The 17548-nt window shown below is 66.6% G+C and carries 11 protein-coding genes and 1 CRISPR repeat array; of the genes, 5 read left to right on the forward strand and 6 right to left on the reverse strand.

Annotated elements, in window-relative coordinates; genetic code table 11:
• Positions 1–375: 375 nt before the first annotated feature.
• The 6 genes from ABGA98_RS44805 to ABGA98_RS44830 all read right to left on the reverse strand — a co-directional run bounded on the left by ABGA98_RS44805 (position 376) and on the right by ABGA98_RS44830 (position 9847).
• On the reverse strand, positions 376–2562 hold the full coding sequence (locus tag ABGA98_RS44805; protein WP_347624589.1) for a TIGR03986 family CRISPR-associated RAMP protein: 2187 nt from the start codon (positions 2560–2562) through the stop codon (positions 376–378).
• A complete protein-coding gene (gene csx19 / locus ABGA98_RS44810) occupies positions 2559–3122 on the reverse strand; it encodes a CRISPR-associated protein Csx19 (protein WP_347624590.1) in 564 nt (187 codons plus the stop codon). The genes ABGA98_RS44805 and csx19 overlap by 4 nt, the downstream gene beginning before the upstream one ends.
• Positions 3119–4693, reverse strand: a complete 1575-nt coding sequence (locus ABGA98_RS44815; protein WP_347624591.1) for an RAMP superfamily CRISPR-associated protein — start codon at positions 4691–4693, stop codon at positions 3119–3121. The genes csx19 and ABGA98_RS44815 overlap by 4 nt, the downstream gene beginning before the upstream one ends.
• A complete protein-coding gene (locus ABGA98_RS44820; protein ID WP_347624592.1) occupies positions 4690–6942 on the reverse strand; it encodes an RAMP superfamily CRISPR-associated protein in 2253 nt (750 codons plus the stop codon). Before ABGA98_RS44820 ends, ABGA98_RS44815 begins: the two co-directional genes overlap by 4 nt.
• Entirely contained in the window at positions 6942–8546 is a 1605-nt protein-coding gene (locus tag ABGA98_RS44825) for a hypothetical protein (RefSeq protein ID WP_347624593.1), read from the reverse strand. Before ABGA98_RS44825 ends, ABGA98_RS44820 begins: the two co-directional genes overlap by 1 nt.
• Before the next feature lie 188 nt (positions 8547–8734).
• Entirely contained in the window at positions 8735–9847 is a 1113-nt protein-coding gene (locus ABGA98_RS44830; RefSeq protein ID WP_347624594.1) for an SAVED domain-containing protein, read from the reverse strand.
• Between the two features lie 165 nt (positions 9848–10012).
• On the opposite strand from ABGA98_RS44830, the gene ABGA98_RS44835 reads away from it, so the two are divergent.
• The 5 genes from ABGA98_RS44835 to ABGA98_RS44855 all read left to right on the forward strand — a co-directional run bounded on the left by ABGA98_RS44835 (position 10013) and on the right by ABGA98_RS44855 (position 17456).
• Positions 10013–12220, forward strand: coding sequence for a hypothetical protein (locus ABGA98_RS44835; protein WP_347624595.1), 2208 nt, complete (start codon positions 10013–10015; stop codon positions 12218–12220).
• 102 nt (positions 12221–12322) lie between these two features.
• The gene (locus ABGA98_RS44840; RefSeq protein ID WP_347624596.1) at positions 12323–13435 is read left to right on the forward strand and encodes a hypothetical protein; all 1113 of its coding nucleotides are present in this window, start codon (positions 12323–12325) and stop codon (positions 13433–13435) included.
• 226 nt (positions 13436–13661) lie between these two features.
• Positions 13662–14953: direct repeats of the CRISPR family, unit length 30 nt; unit sequence GCCGCTCATCACCCCTGGAGGGATCGCAAC.
• Positions 14954–15076: 123 nt separating this feature from the next.
• Entirely contained in the window at positions 15077–15766 is a 690-nt protein-coding gene (cas6, locus tag ABGA98_RS44845; RefSeq protein WP_347624597.1) for a CRISPR-associated endoribonuclease Cas6, read from the forward strand.
• Positions 15763–17148 carry a hypothetical protein gene (locus tag ABGA98_RS44850; RefSeq protein ID WP_347624598.1) on the forward strand — a complete coding sequence of 462 codons (1386 nt, stop codon included), beginning with the start codon at positions 15763–15765 and terminating at the stop codon, positions 17146–17148. The genes cas6 and ABGA98_RS44850 overlap by 4 nt, the downstream gene beginning before the upstream one ends.
• Positions 17148–17456, forward strand: a complete 309-nt coding sequence (locus ABGA98_RS44855; protein WP_347624599.1) for a hypothetical protein — start codon at positions 17148–17150, stop codon at positions 17454–17456. Before ABGA98_RS44850 ends, ABGA98_RS44855 begins: the two co-directional genes overlap by 1 nt.
• Positions 17457–17548: the final 92 nt, after the last annotated feature.

Raw genomic sequence — 17548 nt, forward strand, 5'->3', positions numbered from 1 at the left:
CCTGATCACAGGCGTGGCGTCGTGAAATGAAGACGGCCGTCGTGTGATCCTTCGAGTAGCACATGATCAAGATGCGAAGGAGAGCCAGGCGATGGCCGCAGACCGCAGCGGCTACGCCCGCGTATTTGCCGACAGTAGCCGCTCATCACGATTGGGGGATTGTAGCGTTGATCCCACGCTTACGTCGGTGTAATGGTGGGCGCTAATTACGTGTACAGCTCCAGCAGGACATAGCGGCTTGTCGGGCTCGGCGTGTCCGTGGCCATGTGAACGGTGGGCTAGACCCACACGCACTTGGCCGTTGACACGGCGATACCTCGACCGTGCCGCTGGTATAGGATATAACGTTCCTTATTGTGAGATGTCGCGCGCTTCTCAATCCTTCGCTGGAAGTTCCTGGTATATAACCAGATCTCGGCCATCTGTGTGCACCGGCGGTAGAGAGCGCCTGTGCTCCGCAGGCTTCTTGGCGCTTTCCATATTCTGCTGCTTCTTGGTTTCTTCGTTAGCGGTGAACCATTTGTAGGACCGGCCACGCGGGTCGGGCGGCGTCGGCATTGATAGGTTGGCCTTCATTGTCAGGGGCCGGACTCGAGGGTAGTGGACAGGGAGTTCGGGCTGTCCGGCGGTTGTGGTGAGGAACGCTTTTCTTATCTCGTCGTGTGGCGTGTTCTGTGTCGATTTCAGGAATTCTGCGAGCGCCATATTGATGATCTCTGATGGATCCGGTGTGTGCGGCTCGGTGGTCAGGCTTCGGTAATAAGTGGCCCAGTCCTCGTTGCTCCGCAATGTAGTTCCAGACGTGTCCCAGGTGAGGCGGACGCTGCCGAATCCGAGTGGCTTCCCCAGGCCGAGGCGGTGAAAGTGGCCCTCCGGTAGGTTGAGTAGCCATGCCAGGGCACCGAGTTCGAACAGACTGATGTCGCGTACGTCGAGGGTGAAGACGAACGCGGTTTCTGGATTGACCCAGCCTTCGATCGAGCGGTTCTGGCTGTCGCGCTGTTCCTCGTCGTCCGTGTCGAAGTGGAGGTCTTTGGTGATGGCAGGTTCTTCACCGTTGACCTTTGCCCTCTTGGGTCGCCGGAACTCGCGGTAGCCGGGTCCGATCCGCTCCTGGGTCGGATCGGAGGGTGAGTCCGGCTCGCTCCAATAGGTGTGGTCGCCCGCGGTCGCGATGTGGTGCCAGTAGACCTTGCGGCCTCGAAGGCTGTTCTCGTCAGACTGGTAGAGCCCACTTTTGGCGAGTCCGTCCTTGGGCGGGTTCTCCAGAGGGTGGTGGCTCTTATGCGACAGATAGAAGCGGCCCTGGCTGGGCTTGGGCTGGCCGAGGATAGCGAGAGGAAGGCCGTCTCCGCTGAACCGCGTCGTCCGGGCTTTTTCGTTCCCTTCGCACCGGACCGGCTTGACACGTAGCCGACCTCGGTAACCCGCCGGCCGGGTGCTGGAACCTTTGGGGGCGACCCAGCCGAATAGACGATCCGCGGGCGAGAGGCTGGTGAGAGCCGAAGCGGGACGCAGGCTTTCCGCCAGTATGTCCGCTGGCGCTCGTCGAGATACGTCTCTTGGCACCGTCACGGGGTATAGACCGGTAACCTTGCTCTTAGCGGCCTCGTAGGCATAGCAGAGAGTGTCTTCCTGGAGTTCGGCGCGCTCGGGGTCTGTGAGATGCGCGCTCCACTCAAGCTCCTCGGTTCCATCGTTGGCGGTGGTGTTGAGCCCTTGCAACTCCTCCTCGGTGTGGGCACGCCTGTAGTTGCTCATGAGCTTGCACCACCGCTCCTTGAGCTCAGGGGTGAGTTCCGCTGTCTCACCACGTGCCTTGATGAAAACGCGCTCGCACTTCTTTTGTAGTGCGTTCCTGCCGCTGACGAAGACGTATCCGTGTTTCCATTCATTATCCGAAGTCTTCGGCGTCTTGTGGATCTCGTACACGGTCGCCTGTCGGCCGCGAGTGCGAACCCATACCTCGTCCCCATGCGCTGGGAGGCTTCCGTCCGGGTACCTTACGGCGTTGTGTTCGGGGTAGCGGGGCAGCCGGACTGCCTCACAGAATTCGATTTTCAGGCCGCCGTTGCCGTCGCTGATGATTCTTACCGGCCGCATCCGTTGGGCATCGCTGACAATGCGGCGCCAGCCCAGTGGCTCTTCCCAGCCCTCGAAGACTCCGAACCGGGAGTTGGTGATGATCTCATATGCGGAGCGCAGCATGCCCTTGACCGAGGTGGCGGGCAAGTGCGGAGATCCGTTGCGGAGCAGCATCGGATAGCGGAAATGGTCGTTCTCTCCTACTTCTGTGGCTCTGGCGGTGTCGAGCAACAGCAGCGGTGTTTCCACAGTGAGCCTGACCTGAATCGATCCGGTCCATCCGCCCTGGTGAAGCCTGTCGTGACCTTGGGGCGGCGCGTCGCCGAGAGGTCCTTCCTGCCCCTCGCGCGATGGGGTGGGGACGAAGGTGTAGGGGTTGAGGAAGCGCGCCCGCTCGTCAGGGACGTACGTGGTGGATTTCTTGTCATTGCCACCGGTAGGCCGAGCTTTCCCATTCCGGTTCTTGTTGTTCTTCATGAGGTGGCTCTCTCCGGGGCGGTGAGGTCGAAGCGGAGCAAACGTTCCTCGGCTATGTACGCGTTGCCGTGGTCGGGATCCTGGGCGATGTACTCGCGGGTGAGGATCTGGACGTGTCGTTCGGCTGGGATCTCTGCTGGGATGTCGATGGTGCCGATGCGTTCGGTGGACAGGGTCGTCCAGCCGTTCACCGGACCCGTTGAGCGGCCCCACAACAGGTAGGCCCCGGCTCGGGTGTCGATGGCCTCGATGGCGGGGAGGCGTTCGCCGAAGCCGGTCGGCAGCGTGGCAGCGTCCTCGGTGAGGAAGACGGCGCTGCCCCGGCCGTTGGCCATGTTCACCCAGCGCAACTCGGCTCGCACATCGAAGAACCTGGCCTCGAACACATTCTGCACCTGGACGGATCCCTTCCGGGTCTCCAGGTCACCGGAAGCGTTCACGAGTGCGATGTGGTAGGTCTGCGGCGTGGCCAGCAGCGCGATGCTGCCGCATGCGACGTGTTCCAACACCTCGTCGAGACCGACGCCGTGCCGGGCCGCGGCGTGCAGGACGACACTCATACCTTCACCCTCTTCAGGTAGAGCTGCCATTCCTGGTCCAGTAGCTCCAGGTACTCATCTCCCAGCACGTCCTCCAGGGTCGCGCCGCCGGACCACTCGTAGCCGCTGAGGACTATCGACTCGACCGCGATGTCGCCGAATCCCCGCGTGACCATGCCGCCGAGAGAGATCATTCCGTCCCTGAGATCGCGTAGGACGAGCAACAGCAGAGCCACGCAGGTATCGCGATAGTCGTCGAGGCGGGTGAGATCCACGCTGAGACGTAGGGGTTCCCACTCGACGCCATGAGGCTCCAGCACGCTGTAGAGCCGTTGGTCTGCCGCGCCTCCGGTCCAGCGGTCGATGGCGACGTGGTCGGCCTGGTCCATCCCGGCTCGGGCGAGCCGTTCCCGCTCCTCGGAGGGCAGTGCTTTGTCCTCGCTGGTCTTGAACCCGTCCGTCAGGATCTCCCACAGGTCGGCGGGGATCTGGGTGGTGGTGACGCACTCGTGAGCGGTCAGCGCGCCGTTGCCCCAGGCGAAGTCATCGTCTGCGGAAGGCCGGTTCGCGGTGCCGAAGAGCGCCTTGATCGCGGGAAGCTGATCGAGCTGGGCACGGAAGTTGTCGCTGTGTGCCCGGGCTGACGTGTTCTCGGCCGGACGACCGGGTGCGCACACTCCGCGGGCGGTCCGTTCGATGAACTCGGCGTGGCTCCGCAAGGCGCCCTTGATGGATCTTCCCGGCAGGTTGAGGACGTAGGCTCCCGCCTCGCACTTGCTGGACAGGGGAAGGGTTCCGATGACGGGGGCCTCGCCGCTCGCTCTGACCATCACTGGTGCGAGAGGCTTCCAACAGATCTCCACTGTGAGTGATTCGCGCCGCTCGGGCAGGTCGGCGTCACCGGTGCCGACGAGGTCGATCGAGGAGATCTCGCCCCGTAGTACGGCGAGTAGTCCCTGAGGTGTGGTGAGGTCCTGTTCGCTGATCGTCTCGTCCAGCAGTCGCACCATGCCCAGCCCTCCGCTTGTGGACGCGCCGAGTGGGATCTGCTGAGCGGCGAGAGCAGCTCGCAGTTCCCTCAGCCGAGCGCGGTCACGTTCGATCTGGCTGGTGGTGGACTCCACGTCGAGTTCCAGGCGCAGGTAGCTGCCGGCCGGGATGACCGTACGAGAGTAGAGGAATTCCGGGGCCGCGGCTCCGGTGAAACGGTCGATGCCGACGCCCTCACGGGAGGGCAGGGTGAGCGGGTCGATGAGGTCCGCCGGCGTTCCGTCGGCGCCGAGGGCGGTCGATGTGGTGATTAGGGCGTCGTGGACGACGACGCGACTGGCCTGGCCGGCATCGGACTGCCCGTCCGGAACGTAGCCCCACAGGTCTCCGAGAGCCTCAGAGCTGGTGTCGACGCCGCGCATCCAGGCACGCAGCGCCCCCGCCAGGCTGGTACCGGGAACGTAGGGCCGGTCGCGTCCGTCGATTGCCACGGGCAACGCCTCGGCGGGGTCCAGGGCGATGCCTCCGACATGCAGGGGCGTACGTACCTGCAGCCATCCGCGCAGCCGGAGCCGCATGTTCATCGGTCGTCCGATGGTCACGGGCGGGCCTCCTGCTCTTCATCGCCCGCGGCCTCGCGGCGGGCGCGTGCCGCCAGGCAGGCGATGAGCAACGTGGATATCGCTTCCGCCCGTAGTTCCGTCCGGAGCTTGTGAACGGCGTCGACGGTGAGGCAGAGGTCGCCCTCGGGCAGATTGAGGGTCCGCCACACCCAGTTCTCCGACAGGAGCCTTTCCTCCAGCACCTTCTGTGCTTTGGAGGAGCCAGGCCAGCGGGCGGTGAGCCGCCCGATCCTCCGGCGGAGGACTTCGGGGTCTTCTCTCAGGCGGGACAGCAGATTCCGGATGTTGTTGAGCCGGCTGATGCTCAACCCCTTCAGGTCGGCGAGCACGTCGGATGCCGCCGCGAGCCTTTCGGCCGACCGCCGGATCTCGCCGCGCCATGCGGCACGCTCGATGATCCGCGCGTCGTCGTACCCGGCATCTCCCGGGGCCAGCGGCTGGGCGGCAGTGGGCGGAGCGGGTACGGAGGAAACAGCGAAGTTCCGGGCCTGGTTGATGAGCAGCGGATCGTTGAAGCGGACCTGGCCGAAGCCCTCACCGCGCCGCATGCCCACGCCGGCGAGTTCGACCTCGGCGAGGGCGTCCGGACTGATCTGCCCGGCGGTGACCCTGAAGGTCACGCAGCCGCCTGCGGCAGGGCCGAGCAGGGTGGGCCGGGGCAGGCCCCACTTGCGGTGCCAGGATTCCGTGCGCCTCACTTCGTAGGAGGTGGGTACGCGGTCTTCATCTTCGAGTACGGGCTCCACCCGCACGCCAGGAGCGCCTGCGGCCGCGAAGGCTTCGGTCAGTGCCCGGCCCAGATCCGCCGGGTCGGAGCTGAAGGACAGCCGGGAGTCGAGCACCAGGATATCCGAGAGCAACCAGATTCGGAGCAGGTCGCCTTCGCGTAGCGGAGAGCCGGTGGCTGGGGTGATGGGTTCCGGCTGGACGGTGACCGACGCCCGTCCGTAGTCGTCCTTCTGGGAGCGGCCCAGCCGCCACGTCCCCGCCAATGACTTCTGCCAGCCCTCGGGCAGCAGGCCGGCCCGGACGCGCACCTCGGCGGCCAGCTCAGTGCCCGCTTCCAGCGCGGTGTAGACGTACACGCCACCGAGATCCCGGGTCGGTCGTTGCGTCGCGTCGTTGATCGTGTTGTGCATCATGGTGATGAAACCGGGGCGGTGAATCCGCAGTCCGTTCCCGACGTATCCGCCGCGGAGGCGCTTGAGGGGCTGACCGGAATCGCCGGACGACGTCATGCGGTTGACGACCAGATCCGGTTCGTCCTTCGAGCGGGCCAGCACCCGGGGCGCGGGCAGAGTGCGCCGGCCGTCGACGAGCAAGGTCGCGGCGGACACGATGAGGTCGCCGCGTCTCGCTGCCGCTCCCGCCGACTTCAGGCGCTTGAGCACCTCGGGGAAGAGGTTCCAGCCGGGAACGTGGTCAAGCCCGATGGTCAGGTTGCCGACAGTACGGTCATGGGCGAGCAGCGGGTCGAGAAGCCGGAGCGTCAGCAGCGCTCGCTCCCACCCCTCGCCGGCACGTGTCTCCGCCTCACGTGCGGACTCCGGACCGACGCGCCCGGGTGGTCCCGCCGGAGGGCGGCTCAGACGGTCGATGTCCGGAGGCATCCCGGGCCCCGACAGCGTCAGCTGGCAACGCCCAGCGCCGCGGCGCCGTTTGCCGCCGATGCTCTCCACCAGCATCGCCCCGGCCCACAGCAGAGCGAGCGCGCACGCGAGTTGGTCCCCATCGAGCTCGTCCGCCAGCTCCGCGGAGCCTGCCAGGGTCATCCCGCCGCGGGCCATCTCCTCGTACCGGAATTTCCGCTGCACGGCGGTGCGGGTCCGCGGGTCGAGCGCGACACCGGGCTTGACGAAGGTCACCGCCTCTCGCAGGCGTGGGCGGGTAGCGAGCACTTCGCCGAGCCGCCCCGGCACGCGCAGCGGACCGTTCATCAGCAGGGCTGCGGGGCGGGGACTCGTCATGCCCGCGTGCGGTGGCTTCGAGTCCTCGGACTCGTAGTGGGCCCGCTGACTGCCGAACAGGTACTCCACCCAGGGGGACCAGGAATCACCGAGGGCCCTGGCGGCCACCTCGCAGGCGTCGCGCCACACCCCGACCAGCGTTTTGGCCGGGACGTAAGGCAGGCCGTCCACATCACGTTGCACCAGGCGGGCGGCACGTCCTCGGGCGGCGGTGCCCGTTCCGATGTGCCAGTCACTGAGCATGCGGAGACGGAGCTCCATCACTCTCCTTCATCGCCGGTGAGGAATCCGACGGCGTCCATGGCATCCAGCAGGCCGGTGTGCGCAGCGCCGTCATGCGTCCAGAAGAGCGAGCGCTCGTCGCCTGCCAGATCGGTCACGACGCCTCCGAGGCGGGTGGCCAGCAGCGAGAACCGGCTGTCGGCGACGTCCTTGCCGACGAACAGCCCCGCTCGCAGGTCATGGGTCTGGCCGCCCGCCAGGACCTTGTCCCCGTCATCGTTCGTACGGCTCAGCGCGCCGACCCTACGGCGCAGATCGTTCCAATGGCGGTGACTTGACCATCCTGTCGGGTCATGGCCGGGGTCTCCCACGACGTAGGGCTGGGCGGTGAGCCGGGTACCGTCCGGCAGAGTTGTGCCGGCGCGCAGCCGTTCAAGGTCGGCGAATGCGCTTTCGTACAGGACGTGGAACGACAGGGCACAGCGGTCCGTGCCCAGCTTGATCTTGACGGACTTGGCCTCCTGCGTCAGTTCCTCGGCCAGGGCGACGGCGCTGCGGAAGGGGTACTGCCGCTTGACGATCGCCACCCCCGCGCAGGCGCCGAGCGCTGGTTCTCCCGCCTTCCGCAGTAACCCGCCGACCCGTTCGTCCTCCTGGGTATGTTCCTTGAACAAGGTGAGGTAGCGCTCGGCGAACGCCAGCGCCACGGTGCCGTCGCAGACCACGGTCAGGTCGTCGCCACCCAGCACCAGCGGCAGCAGGGGCAGATGCCCGTCGACCAGGGCGTCCCCGTTCGCTTCGAGTTCGGCTACCGTCCTGCGGAACGCCTTCTCCACGCAGTCGTCCACCCCTTGTGACAGGTCGCGGAGGCCGTCGGCGTACTCCTCAGCAGTGCTCTTTCCCTGGTGTTTCATAACCGTGGGGAGGTTCTGGAAGACCCGTCCCAATCCGTTGCCGTCCACGTGGACGACGGCCACCCAGTCGGCCCGTTCACCGAGGTGTTCGACGACTCCGTGCAACCCGGGCCGCGTCCGGTCCGTCTGTCCACGTAGGGGCCCCATCTTGTCCGCCAACCGTCCGAGAGCCGGCTCGAACGCCCGCAACTTCGCCAGGCTGGCCGCCGAACGGGGCTGAGGTGCCTCACCGGGAGCCGGGCTCATGATCGATTGCGCTGGAAGTCCGCTTGACGTGCACCGCGCGGCGATCGGCAGGCCGGGGAAACGTGACTGCGGTCCGGGGTGGGCCAGACGCGCATGTGGGAGCTTGGCTCTGGCGTGGTGCAGCGCCTCCGCCAGGACGTCCGCGCCGTTCCAGTCGAACGGCGGGCCGACGACCCCGCAAACATCCAGGCCGGGGGCATCCCGTAGAGCCCTGCTGGTGATCGCCGTCACCAACGAGCGTCCGAGGTCGGGATCGCGCACCAGCGCGGTGATCCCGCCGGCGTTGGCGGTCACGACTTCCAGCGGTCCAGTGCGGATGCGGGTCGCGCGATCGGCTCCGAGCCCGGGGAGCGCATCGTCCAGCCACGCTTCCTCGATCCGGGTGACCAGATGGGAAGCTCCCACGTTCTCTCGCCGCTTGGTGGATTCGAAGATGAACCGCTGGGTGCCGGACGTACCGATCACCACGGGGTGCACCCTCATGTCGGTCGTTCCCTGTTCACGACAGCAACGGGTCTCACCTGACTGCCCTCCCGTCTTCGCGTTCCATCTCCACTACTGACTGATGGACGAAGCGCAGCCGAGGGGACTGGACCATCAGGCAGGAGGTACGTCGCGTCACACAACCCGTGTCCGGACGAGGCTGCGTATGTGCTCGTACGGCACCCTAATCACCGGGAACCGTTCTCATAGCGCTTTTCCGCGTCAGCCAGGGGCGGGAACGCCTCGTAGGTGCTGCTGGCGCTGTTGAAAGAGAAGGCGGTCCAGCGGCCTTGATCTGCGCCGGCGAGGCGCGCCCCGAGAGCGAGAGCGATGGCGACTGGACCGCTGAGGAAGATGGCGTGGCGGCCGGTGCGGGCGGTCGTGGGAAGCGGAGCGGTGGCCCAGGCGTCGTAGATCTGCTCCACGGCTCCGCTGAAGGTCTTCAGGTCGGGAGCGAGGAGGGGGCCGTCACTGCGGACGCGCAAGAGAAGGCCGACGTCATGCTCGCGGCAGGTGTGGACGACGGGGTCGAAGAACTGGTCCCCACGCCCTTGCAGGTCGACGGCGATGGCGGCTCGGGTGGGATCTCCATCGAGGTGGTCGAGCCTCTCGGCGCGGAGGGGACGAATGTCGGACTCCATTACGCGCAGCGAGGTCGCCGGGAAGTAGGAAGGGTTGCCGTCGTTGAGGCGGATGGCGTGCACCACGATCTCGCGGGCGTGAGTCTGGCGCATCCTGGCCCCGAAATAGAAGGCGACATGGAGTGGCATGGTCGGGATCAGGTTGATCCGGGCGGCGTCGGGGGAGAGCCGTTCGGCGATCGTGATGGTGGTCAGGGTCTCGTCGGCCAGCGCCTCGACCAGTTCTCTGGCCTGGTGACCGGCGTCGGCCAGTTCCACGCTGGTCTTCAGGGTCAGCGAACAGGTGGAGAGGCTGTAGTTCTCTGCCTGCTTGTCGTGGCGCTTTCCTGAGGCTCCGTCCCTGCGGGTGTCCGTGGCGGTGACCACGAGGCCGATCTGCAGCCCGTTCCTCAATCGTTGACGCTGCCACAAACCCACGCAGATGATGGCCAGCCCGAATGCACTGCCGAGGACGAACCACCAGCGGCCGGTGGCCTCTCCCGTCATCACCGATTTGCCGGCTTCGATCAGAAAGCCGCCCGCGATCATGCCGCCGAGGCCGACCGCCGCCGTGCCGTCCGACATCGCCTGCCACCAGCTCGTCGAAGCCTGCGAGCCTGTGTTGGCGCCCACTACCGTCATCCGCGGGGCGGCAGGGTGCCTCACGCCTTCCACCGTCATTGCGCACCGTTCCTAGGTCGTCGCCGGTTGAGTCCTTGCGATCGCAGCGCCTGGCAGCAGGCGAGTGGCGGCAGAGAACTCCTTGGTTCTTGCGAACCTCCCTCTGTTACTGATGGACGAGCATCATCCTGACCACTGAGCGCACATCTGGGAAGAGGAGGAACGGTGAGCCGCTCGGTCCACACACTGCTGTTCCACCCTCTTGGTGCCGGCGACCTTGGTTTTCCACCACGGAGCCAGGCGGTCAGGCCCGTAGATCTCGAAGGAGATCCGAACGCGACGGGATCGGATCGGCGGCCCTTGCGCAAGGTGTTCGAGGCCGGTGCCAAGGCGGACGCGATAGTGCTCCTGGCCACCATGAACGCTCACCGGCCAGGAGCGGCGACGTTCGCCGAGTACGCACGGCTCCTCCGCGAAGGTCTCTGCTCGCCGCAGGGCATGTTCGGGCGGAGGTTCACCGACGAGCGCGTATGGGTGGCGGAGATCGAGGAGCCGACGGCACGGCACTGTGTCGGCCCGGCGACCCAGGCCCTGCTCCGGTTCAAGCCGGGCGAATGCCTCGTGACGTCGGGTTCGGGTTCGTACGCTCTGGGGAGCGGAGCGTTGCTGGCCGGACTGGAAGCCGGGATCCCGGTGAGCCTGCTGCGCGTCGATGATGCGGCCATGCCGTACCGGCTGGAGGACCTGATCACGTCGGCTGGCGCGTTGCGTAACTGGCTCCTGCGTCACCGCTTCTGGGCCGAGCTGGCGGAGTTCGATCCGGCCGGTGCGGAGATCTGGCAACTGCTGGACGCACGCCAGCGCGCGGATGTCAGCCGGGCTCGCCGTGCCCGGCAGGAAGGCATGCATGGGCTGAGCAGCGGACAGGTGGAGAAACTGACGGAGCTGTGGCCGTCGGTCCAGGCGGCGTTCTTCGAACGGGCCGCGCGTGGCGAGGCCATCGATCAGTCCCTGCTGCGAGCCTGGTACGTGCGGCACCTGGCCGGAAGGCTGGAACGCGAGCGCGACAAGCTGTCCGTGCCCGCACGGGCGTTGCTCTCGGCCCTGGTGGAGAAGCTCACCGTCCGCGACCCTCGCCAGGGCTGCGGGACGCTCGTCCGCGAGGCGGGACGCCGGATCCCGGTGTCCGAGGTGGGGGAGTGCGCGGAGATCCTCCGCGACCATCAGCTCACGCAGTTCTACGCCGACGCGGCGACCCACACCGCCCATCTGCGCGAACGTCGTCCTCGCCTGCCGACGACGGTGATCGCCCAGGCGGGAGTCTGGGAGCGCGGTGACCTGGCCGTCGATCTGCTGAAGAGCCGCGGCATGACCACGTGGCCCGTCCTCGGCAGCGGCCATGTGCTGGTTCTGATGGGGGTGGGCGTCGGCTGGCACGAAGATGTGGACGTACAGGGCAGACAGGCCGTGTTGAAGCTGATCGACTGGGTGACACAGCACTGTGGCAGCCCGGAACGCATCCGGCTTCGGCTGCTGGCGAGCGCGGAGACGACCCCCCGAGCTCAGATGCTGGCGGCTTGGGCACGTACGCGGATCGAGGCCGAAGTGGTGGGCCCGCTGCCCGCCACAGACGTGGCGCGAGCCAGTGAGGAGATCCGCAATGGGCTGGAGGCGGCGGGACCCCCGACGGGCCGAACCGGATCGGGCAGCCTAAGGGACGTCGACGAGGCCGTCCTGGTCATCAACCCCGGCAAACCAGACATCGGCTATGCGATGATCGCGGCTGGGATCGCCTGGTCGCTGACCGCGGCCTGCCCATTGCGCGTCGTGGAACTCACCCGCGACCAGGGGGTACACCCGGTCGCGCGCGACGGCGGCAGGGTGTTGCGCCGGCTCGGCCCTGATCCGCTGTTGGCCGAACTCGCCGGTTGCGCGCTGCGCCGGCTGGATCTCCGTACCGCCTGGACACTGCTGGGGTACGGCTCCTCCGCTCTCGACCCGCTACGCGAGTCCGTCGACGGACTGCATCGCGACCTCTACACGGGCACGGACCGCCCGGACGAGTCGGCCCGGCAACGCCTCACCCTGATCGGACGTGTCCTCGTCGACCGGCCCTGGCAGGCCTGCCATCTGGCCGTAGAGGCGTTGCGGCCGGGGTTATTCGATTGGACTTCTTGGCCTGCCGTCACCGCCCGATCTCCTGCGTTGAAGGAACTGGAGCGGCTGCGCAATTCCTCACCGTACGCGCACCTGCTTGACCGGATTCGCCAGCGCCGACGACAGCGCGTCGCACCACCCGAACCGGACGTTGTACAGGCCCTGCTCGCCCGCGCCGTCCAGGACCTGGGCGGCGTGGACGACAGGATCTTCGCCCGCTATCAGCGGATGTGCCGAGAACTCGATGCGTTCGCGGCGGCGTATCGCTTATGCTGAGCGAGTTCGACGGCTGTAGCCGAAGAGCATCAACGAGGTGTCATCACCTCCTGAGGAGGCCGCCTACACGGTGGCCTGGTCTTTCCTGCCTCAGGAGGTTCTGTGCTGCCCCTCGCGCACCTGGCCGACCCGGACGACGCGATCGCGTTCCCCGCGTTCTATGCCCTCACCGCACCCGCAATGCGTGCCGCCGCACGCAAGCCCCTGTACCGAGCCCGGCACGCCGGCATCCCCTGCCACGCGCCCGTCGGACCGGGCGGATGCGCAGAATGCGAGGCCACCATCGAAGACCTGCTCCTGGCCGGCTTCGCCCGCCTACGCGGTCCACTTCCCACCACCCGCACCGGGGAGCCCGTCCGGGAATTGGCCCTCGTGCGTTACCACCTGGTCTCCCCGCAGGCAGAGTACGAGGACACAGCCGCGCTGGCCCACGCCCTGCGCCGGCCAGCTGTTGAAGGGGAACCTCCGTGGCTCCGCGCCGCGCGGGCCCAGCTCATCCACTACCCGCTGGTGCACTTGGAGGGGAGGATCCGCCGGGACGACGCCGTACGGCGTGGTGCTGCTGCCCGGCCTGAACGAGATCTCCAGCAGGCGGCTTGGGCCGCGCCTCTCCGTACCGACCCGGTCACGCTGGACCTGCTGATCCTCGCCGTCTGCCGGGCACGGCGGGGTGCGTCGTGTTGCGAGATTCCCGCCGACCTGTGCGAACGTCATGGCCTGAGCATGAGCGAAGCCCGTCGCCGGACGGATGCCGCGCTCCAGCGCCTGCGTTGCCTCAACCCTGCCTTCTACGCCGCCAACCTCGACGACGACCCCCTCGCCGGAATCTCTTGGGCAGTTGGGTACACCTGCTCGACCCACATCGTCGAGAGAGACGCTGCGCGAGAGACACTGCATCGACTCCTCGCCGCACCGGGTCCTACCTACCGCCGTGCCTACCAGGCTGTTGTCGCGAGCATCTGCGCAGCCGGAAGCGGGGAACGCGCGGACCCGGTCCGTCTCGCCATGACATCCATGGGGCTCACACCACCGACCGCGCAACGGCTGATCCGAACGCTGGTCTCGCTGGCCGCCGCCGCAGGATTGGACTGGTGCGCGGCGCGATGCCCGAATGGGTCGGCGTCTGACACGACGCCCGCTCATCGTGGACACGTCCGAGCTCTCCCTGGGCTCGGCCAGGAAGAGCTGACCCTCGCCCCGGTGCTCGTCGGCTGAAGGTCGCCGAGCGTGAGGACAAGGTCAGCCTCGAGCGGCTATAAAGAATCGACGCAGCGCTGTCCACCCGGTGGATCGCCCAGTGGCTGGAGCGCCCTCCGTACCGTGGAGGCTCATAGTGACGACACCCCCTCTGACCAGGCCTCCTGCACTACCGGCGGACTGCTGCAAAATCCATCCTCCAAGCCTGTCGAAACGCTTCTCTGACCTGCGGCTTTACCCTGGGGCCGCTCATCACCCCTGGAGGGATCGCAACTTCCTGAACGGGCCGACCCGCTACCAGGTGGACATGCCGCTCATCACCCCTGGAGGGATCGCAACTTCCGCAAAGTGAGGGAGGCGTTCCCGGTCTCGTGCCGCTCATCACCCCTGGAGGGATCGCAACTTGGTGCCCGCGCCCAGGTTGGTGGCGATGTTGTTGGCCGCCCATCACCCCTGGAGGGATCGCAACTTGGTGCCCGCGCCCAGGTTGGTGGCGATGTTGTTGGCCGCTCATCACCCCTGGAGGGATCGCAACCCCGCGGATATCTGCGTGCCGACCAGGATGTCGGGCGCCGCTCATCACCCCTGGAGGGATCGCAACAGTGCGGCCGCCCCGCCAAGCCCTGATTCGACCCGGCCGCTCATCACCCCTGGAGGGATCGCAACACGGGAGTAACCCATGAAAGAGATCTTCCGCTACGACGCCGCTCATCACCCCTGGAGGGATCGCAACGAGATCTCGAAGAGCGTGACCACGGACGGCGCCTCCGGCCGCTCATCACCCCTGGAGGGATCGCAACTGATCGCGCCGCCCGCCGCCAACGCGACCGCCCCCGGCCGCTCATCACCCCTGGAGGGATCGCAACGTCAGGTGCACGACGTACTCGTCGATGTCGCTGCGGGCCGTTCATCACCCCTGGAGGGATCGCAACTGCGCAGGTAGTACCGGCGGCCCGGGGTCAGGCCCTCGCCGCTCATCACCCCTGGAGGGATCGCAACAGGATGCGGGCGTTGGTGCAGCCGAACCCTCGTTCGGCCGCTCATCACCCCTGGAGGGATCGCAACCACTTCGGGCACGTCTCGCCCGTGTTGCTGCGCTCCTCGCCGCTCATCACCCCTGGAGGGATCGCAACACCACGGGTCCACGTTCCACAGTTGGCAGACGTGGGCCGCTCATCACCCCTGGAGGGATCGCAACGAGAGTAGAAGCCCGAGGACGGGTCACAGGCGAGCCGCTCATCACCCCTGGAGGGATCGCAACAGTGGACCGAATCCACGATCGACGCCGGGGGCCTGCTGCCGCTCATCACCCCTGGAGGGATCGCAACCGTCTCGGTGGAGCGCTCTGCTCCGGACACCCCGCGCCGCTCATCACCCCCTGGAGGGATCGCAACGTCGCCAGCAACGCCCGCCCGTGCTGAGCCACGACGGCCGCTCATCACCCGTCATCACCCCTGGAGGGATCGCAACCTTCTCGCACGGCCTGCACCACGTCCTCGAGCACCTGCCCGCTCATCACCCCTGGAGGGATTGATCTACGGCTGTAGATCTTGGCCGCTATCGATCTCGTCGGTAGCAATAGAGCGATAACTCGGAAAGTGTCGGGGCTTACTGCTATCACTATGTTGTCGTTCGACACGGACTATGAGGAGCCGCTTGGTGCGATTTCGTGTTGATGTCGCCGCACAAGTTCCGGTTATGCCCTGGAGTGACGTCCATGGTCCGGCCAGAGCGGTGATTTATAACCTGATCCAGGGTCAGGATGCAGAGCTGGCTGCGGAGCTCCACGATGACGGCTGGCAGGGCAGTTCTCTTCGACCGGTAGGAATCTCTCCGCCGCTGTTTTCCGGCACGCGACCGCGCTCAGGGGCGTATTCGACCTCACCGGACGGCTCGATCTCGATGGGCTCCCCTGTGCCCAGGATCGCGGCATGTCTGCTGGCAGCGCTGGCGGGGCGGAGTGAGATCCGTTGGGGATCGGTGGATCTATCGGTCAAAGGTATCCAGCTGGATAACATCGCGGACCACTCGGAGGGTGTTGCGGTCTTCGATACGGTCTCACCGGTTCTGGTGAAACATGACGGCATGTACATCCTTCCGGATGACGCTAATTTTCAGGATCGGTTGGCGCATAACATCCGACACAAGGCGGATCTCCTCGGTCTGCCGAATGAAGTAGAGGTGGAAGTGCTGGATTCCGGCCCTCGCCGCCGCTTTGATGTGCCGAAAGGTTTTCGCATTGGAGCCACCGCGCGGATTCGGGTCGCCGCGAAACCACAGTTGCTGGATGCCCTGTATGAATGGGGACTCGGCCTGTCCACCGTGGAAGGCTTCGGGTGGATCAGGTGAGCACGGCGTTACGCCTTACCGAGCACCCGCTGCAGCGGTGCGGGGCATGGGCCGTGGCGGTGCTCGCCGGGTGCGACCGGATCGAAGATGTCACGGCCGAACTGCTCGATGGCGTGGTCCGGCGGGTCGTGGACGACGTGGTGGAGGCCGCGACCGCCCGTCCGGACACTGGCGCCTACGACTGGTGGAAGGTCCTGTTCGCGCTGTACCCGAACTCGAAGCCCACCCACGCCAAGCGGGAGAAGGACCGTACGGTCTTGACCGGCGAGATGCTTCGACTGTTCGCGCCGGATGACGCCGAAGGAGCCGGGCGGAGCTGCACGTTCTGCGGAGAGCGGTGCGCCGTGTTGTGGGCGAAGTCGACGCTCCCCATGTTCGACTCGATCCGAGCGCTGAACACGTTGCCGCCTGGGGCGGCGGGGTGGCCGGTGTGCCGCGGGTGCCGGGTTGCGCTGTGGGCACTGCCGTACGGCGCGTGGGTGACGGCGGGCTCGGCGACGGTGCTCATGTGTGACAGTCCGCAGGTCGAGCGGCAATTCACGATCCGGAACGTACGACGAGCGGGCCGGATCCGTCAGTCCGGCTTCAACGGGTTGCCCGCGATGGCAGGTCCTGAGGCGGTGACGTTGCAGGCGTTGCGTGAGCACGCCAACGATGCACCGGCGGCGACCAGCTTGTGGATATTCAAGAACGACAACCAGGAGCCGTGGCTGCGTGTGGCCAGTACGCGGACGGGCGTGGCCCGGTTCGCGACCCTCATGCAGGCGGACCCCGATTGCGCCAAGGGCTGGCGAGACCTGCGTCGGGCGCTGAAGCAGACGGACCGCCAGGGCAAGACGGCGATCGACGGGGCGACCGCCGCTGCGCGGTTGCTGTTCGATCGTGAGGGGGAACGGCCGGACCGGTTGCTGAGGGAACTGCTGGCGCGGTCGGCCAATGCGGAAAAGATCTCCCGGCACACGCTGGTGCGGTGGGGGTCCCTGTGCCGACTCTACGCGGAGGTGATGTACGACATGGACCCTGATCGGCTCAAGCCCGTCGCCAAGTTGCTGGCCGACTGGATCGCCCAGGATTCCCATCGTGGCCGGTTCAACCTGTACCACCGAGCCGCCGGCAGCGGCTACGAACTGCACAAGCTGCTGATGATGGCAGCGGCGAGGCTCTACCTGGACGGCAAGGAGCAGAAGGTCAACCCTGACCTGCTGGGCGACCTGCTGGCTGGCGGCTCGCAGGGCTGGCGGGAGCGCACGCTGCTGTTCTTCGAGGTGATCGAGGCCCTGCATGACAGGAAGGTGGTCATCGGGACGGACAGCGGCAGCGACGAGGACGACAGCGAGATCAGGTTCGACACCACCGAAGACGAGGTCGAGGAGTACGCCTGATGGCTTATCTGGCAGGGAAGATAGCGCTGGCCGTCAGCGCGGGTGCGCCCAACAACGGACGTGGCGAGAACACCACGACCACACCGGTGAAGAAGGCCCGTATTCGAGGTCAGATGTATCCGTACGTGTCGGCTCAGGCGTTCCGCCGGTGGCTGCGCGACACGATGACCGGCATGGGCATGGTCGCCTCCCCGACCGAGCGGGTGGGCAAGGCGCAGGGCAAGGCGCAGAAGGCGAACACGGCGGCCGACCCCATCCGCTATGCCGATGATGGTGCGCCACGAACGCTGATGGAGGTTGTGATGTAGAAGATCGCAAACTTCGGATGCGGTGCTGTACTGGCGATGGAGGCTGGGCCCTCCGGGACCGCCCTGCAGGGGGAGGTCCCAAACCACCGCGA

It is taken from the genome of Nonomuraea sp. B1E8, assembly GCF_039871515.1.
Lineage (GTDB): Bacteria > Actinomycetota > Actinomycetes > Streptosporangiales > Streptosporangiaceae > Nonomuraea.

Bases quoted from the DNA above. Each gene is read 5' to 3' on its own strand.
- ABGA98_RS44830 (WP_347624594.1), bottom strand. From the start codon at position 9,847: ATGACGGTGGAAGGCGTGAGGCACCCTGCCGCCCCGCGGATGACGGTA.
- ABGA98_RS44825 (WP_347624593.1), bottom strand. From the start codon at position 8,546: ATGAGGGTGCACCCCGTGGTGATCGGTACGTCCGGCACCCAGCGGTTC.
- ABGA98_RS44820 (WP_347624592.1), bottom strand. From the start codon at position 6,942: ATGGAGCTCCGTCTCCGCATGCTCAGTGACTGGCACATCGGAACGGGC.
- csx19 (WP_347624590.1), bottom strand. From the start codon at position 3,122: ATGAGTGTCGTCCTGCACGCCGCGGCCCGGCACGGCGTCGGTCTCGAC.
- ABGA98_RS44805 (WP_347624589.1), bottom strand. From the start codon at position 2,562: ATGAAGAACAACAAGAACCGGAATGGGAAAGCTCGGCCTACCGGTGGC.
- ABGA98_RS44855 (WP_347624599.1), top strand. From the start codon at position 17,148: ATGGCTTATCTGGCAGGGAAGATAGCGCTGGCCGTCAGCGCGGGTGCG.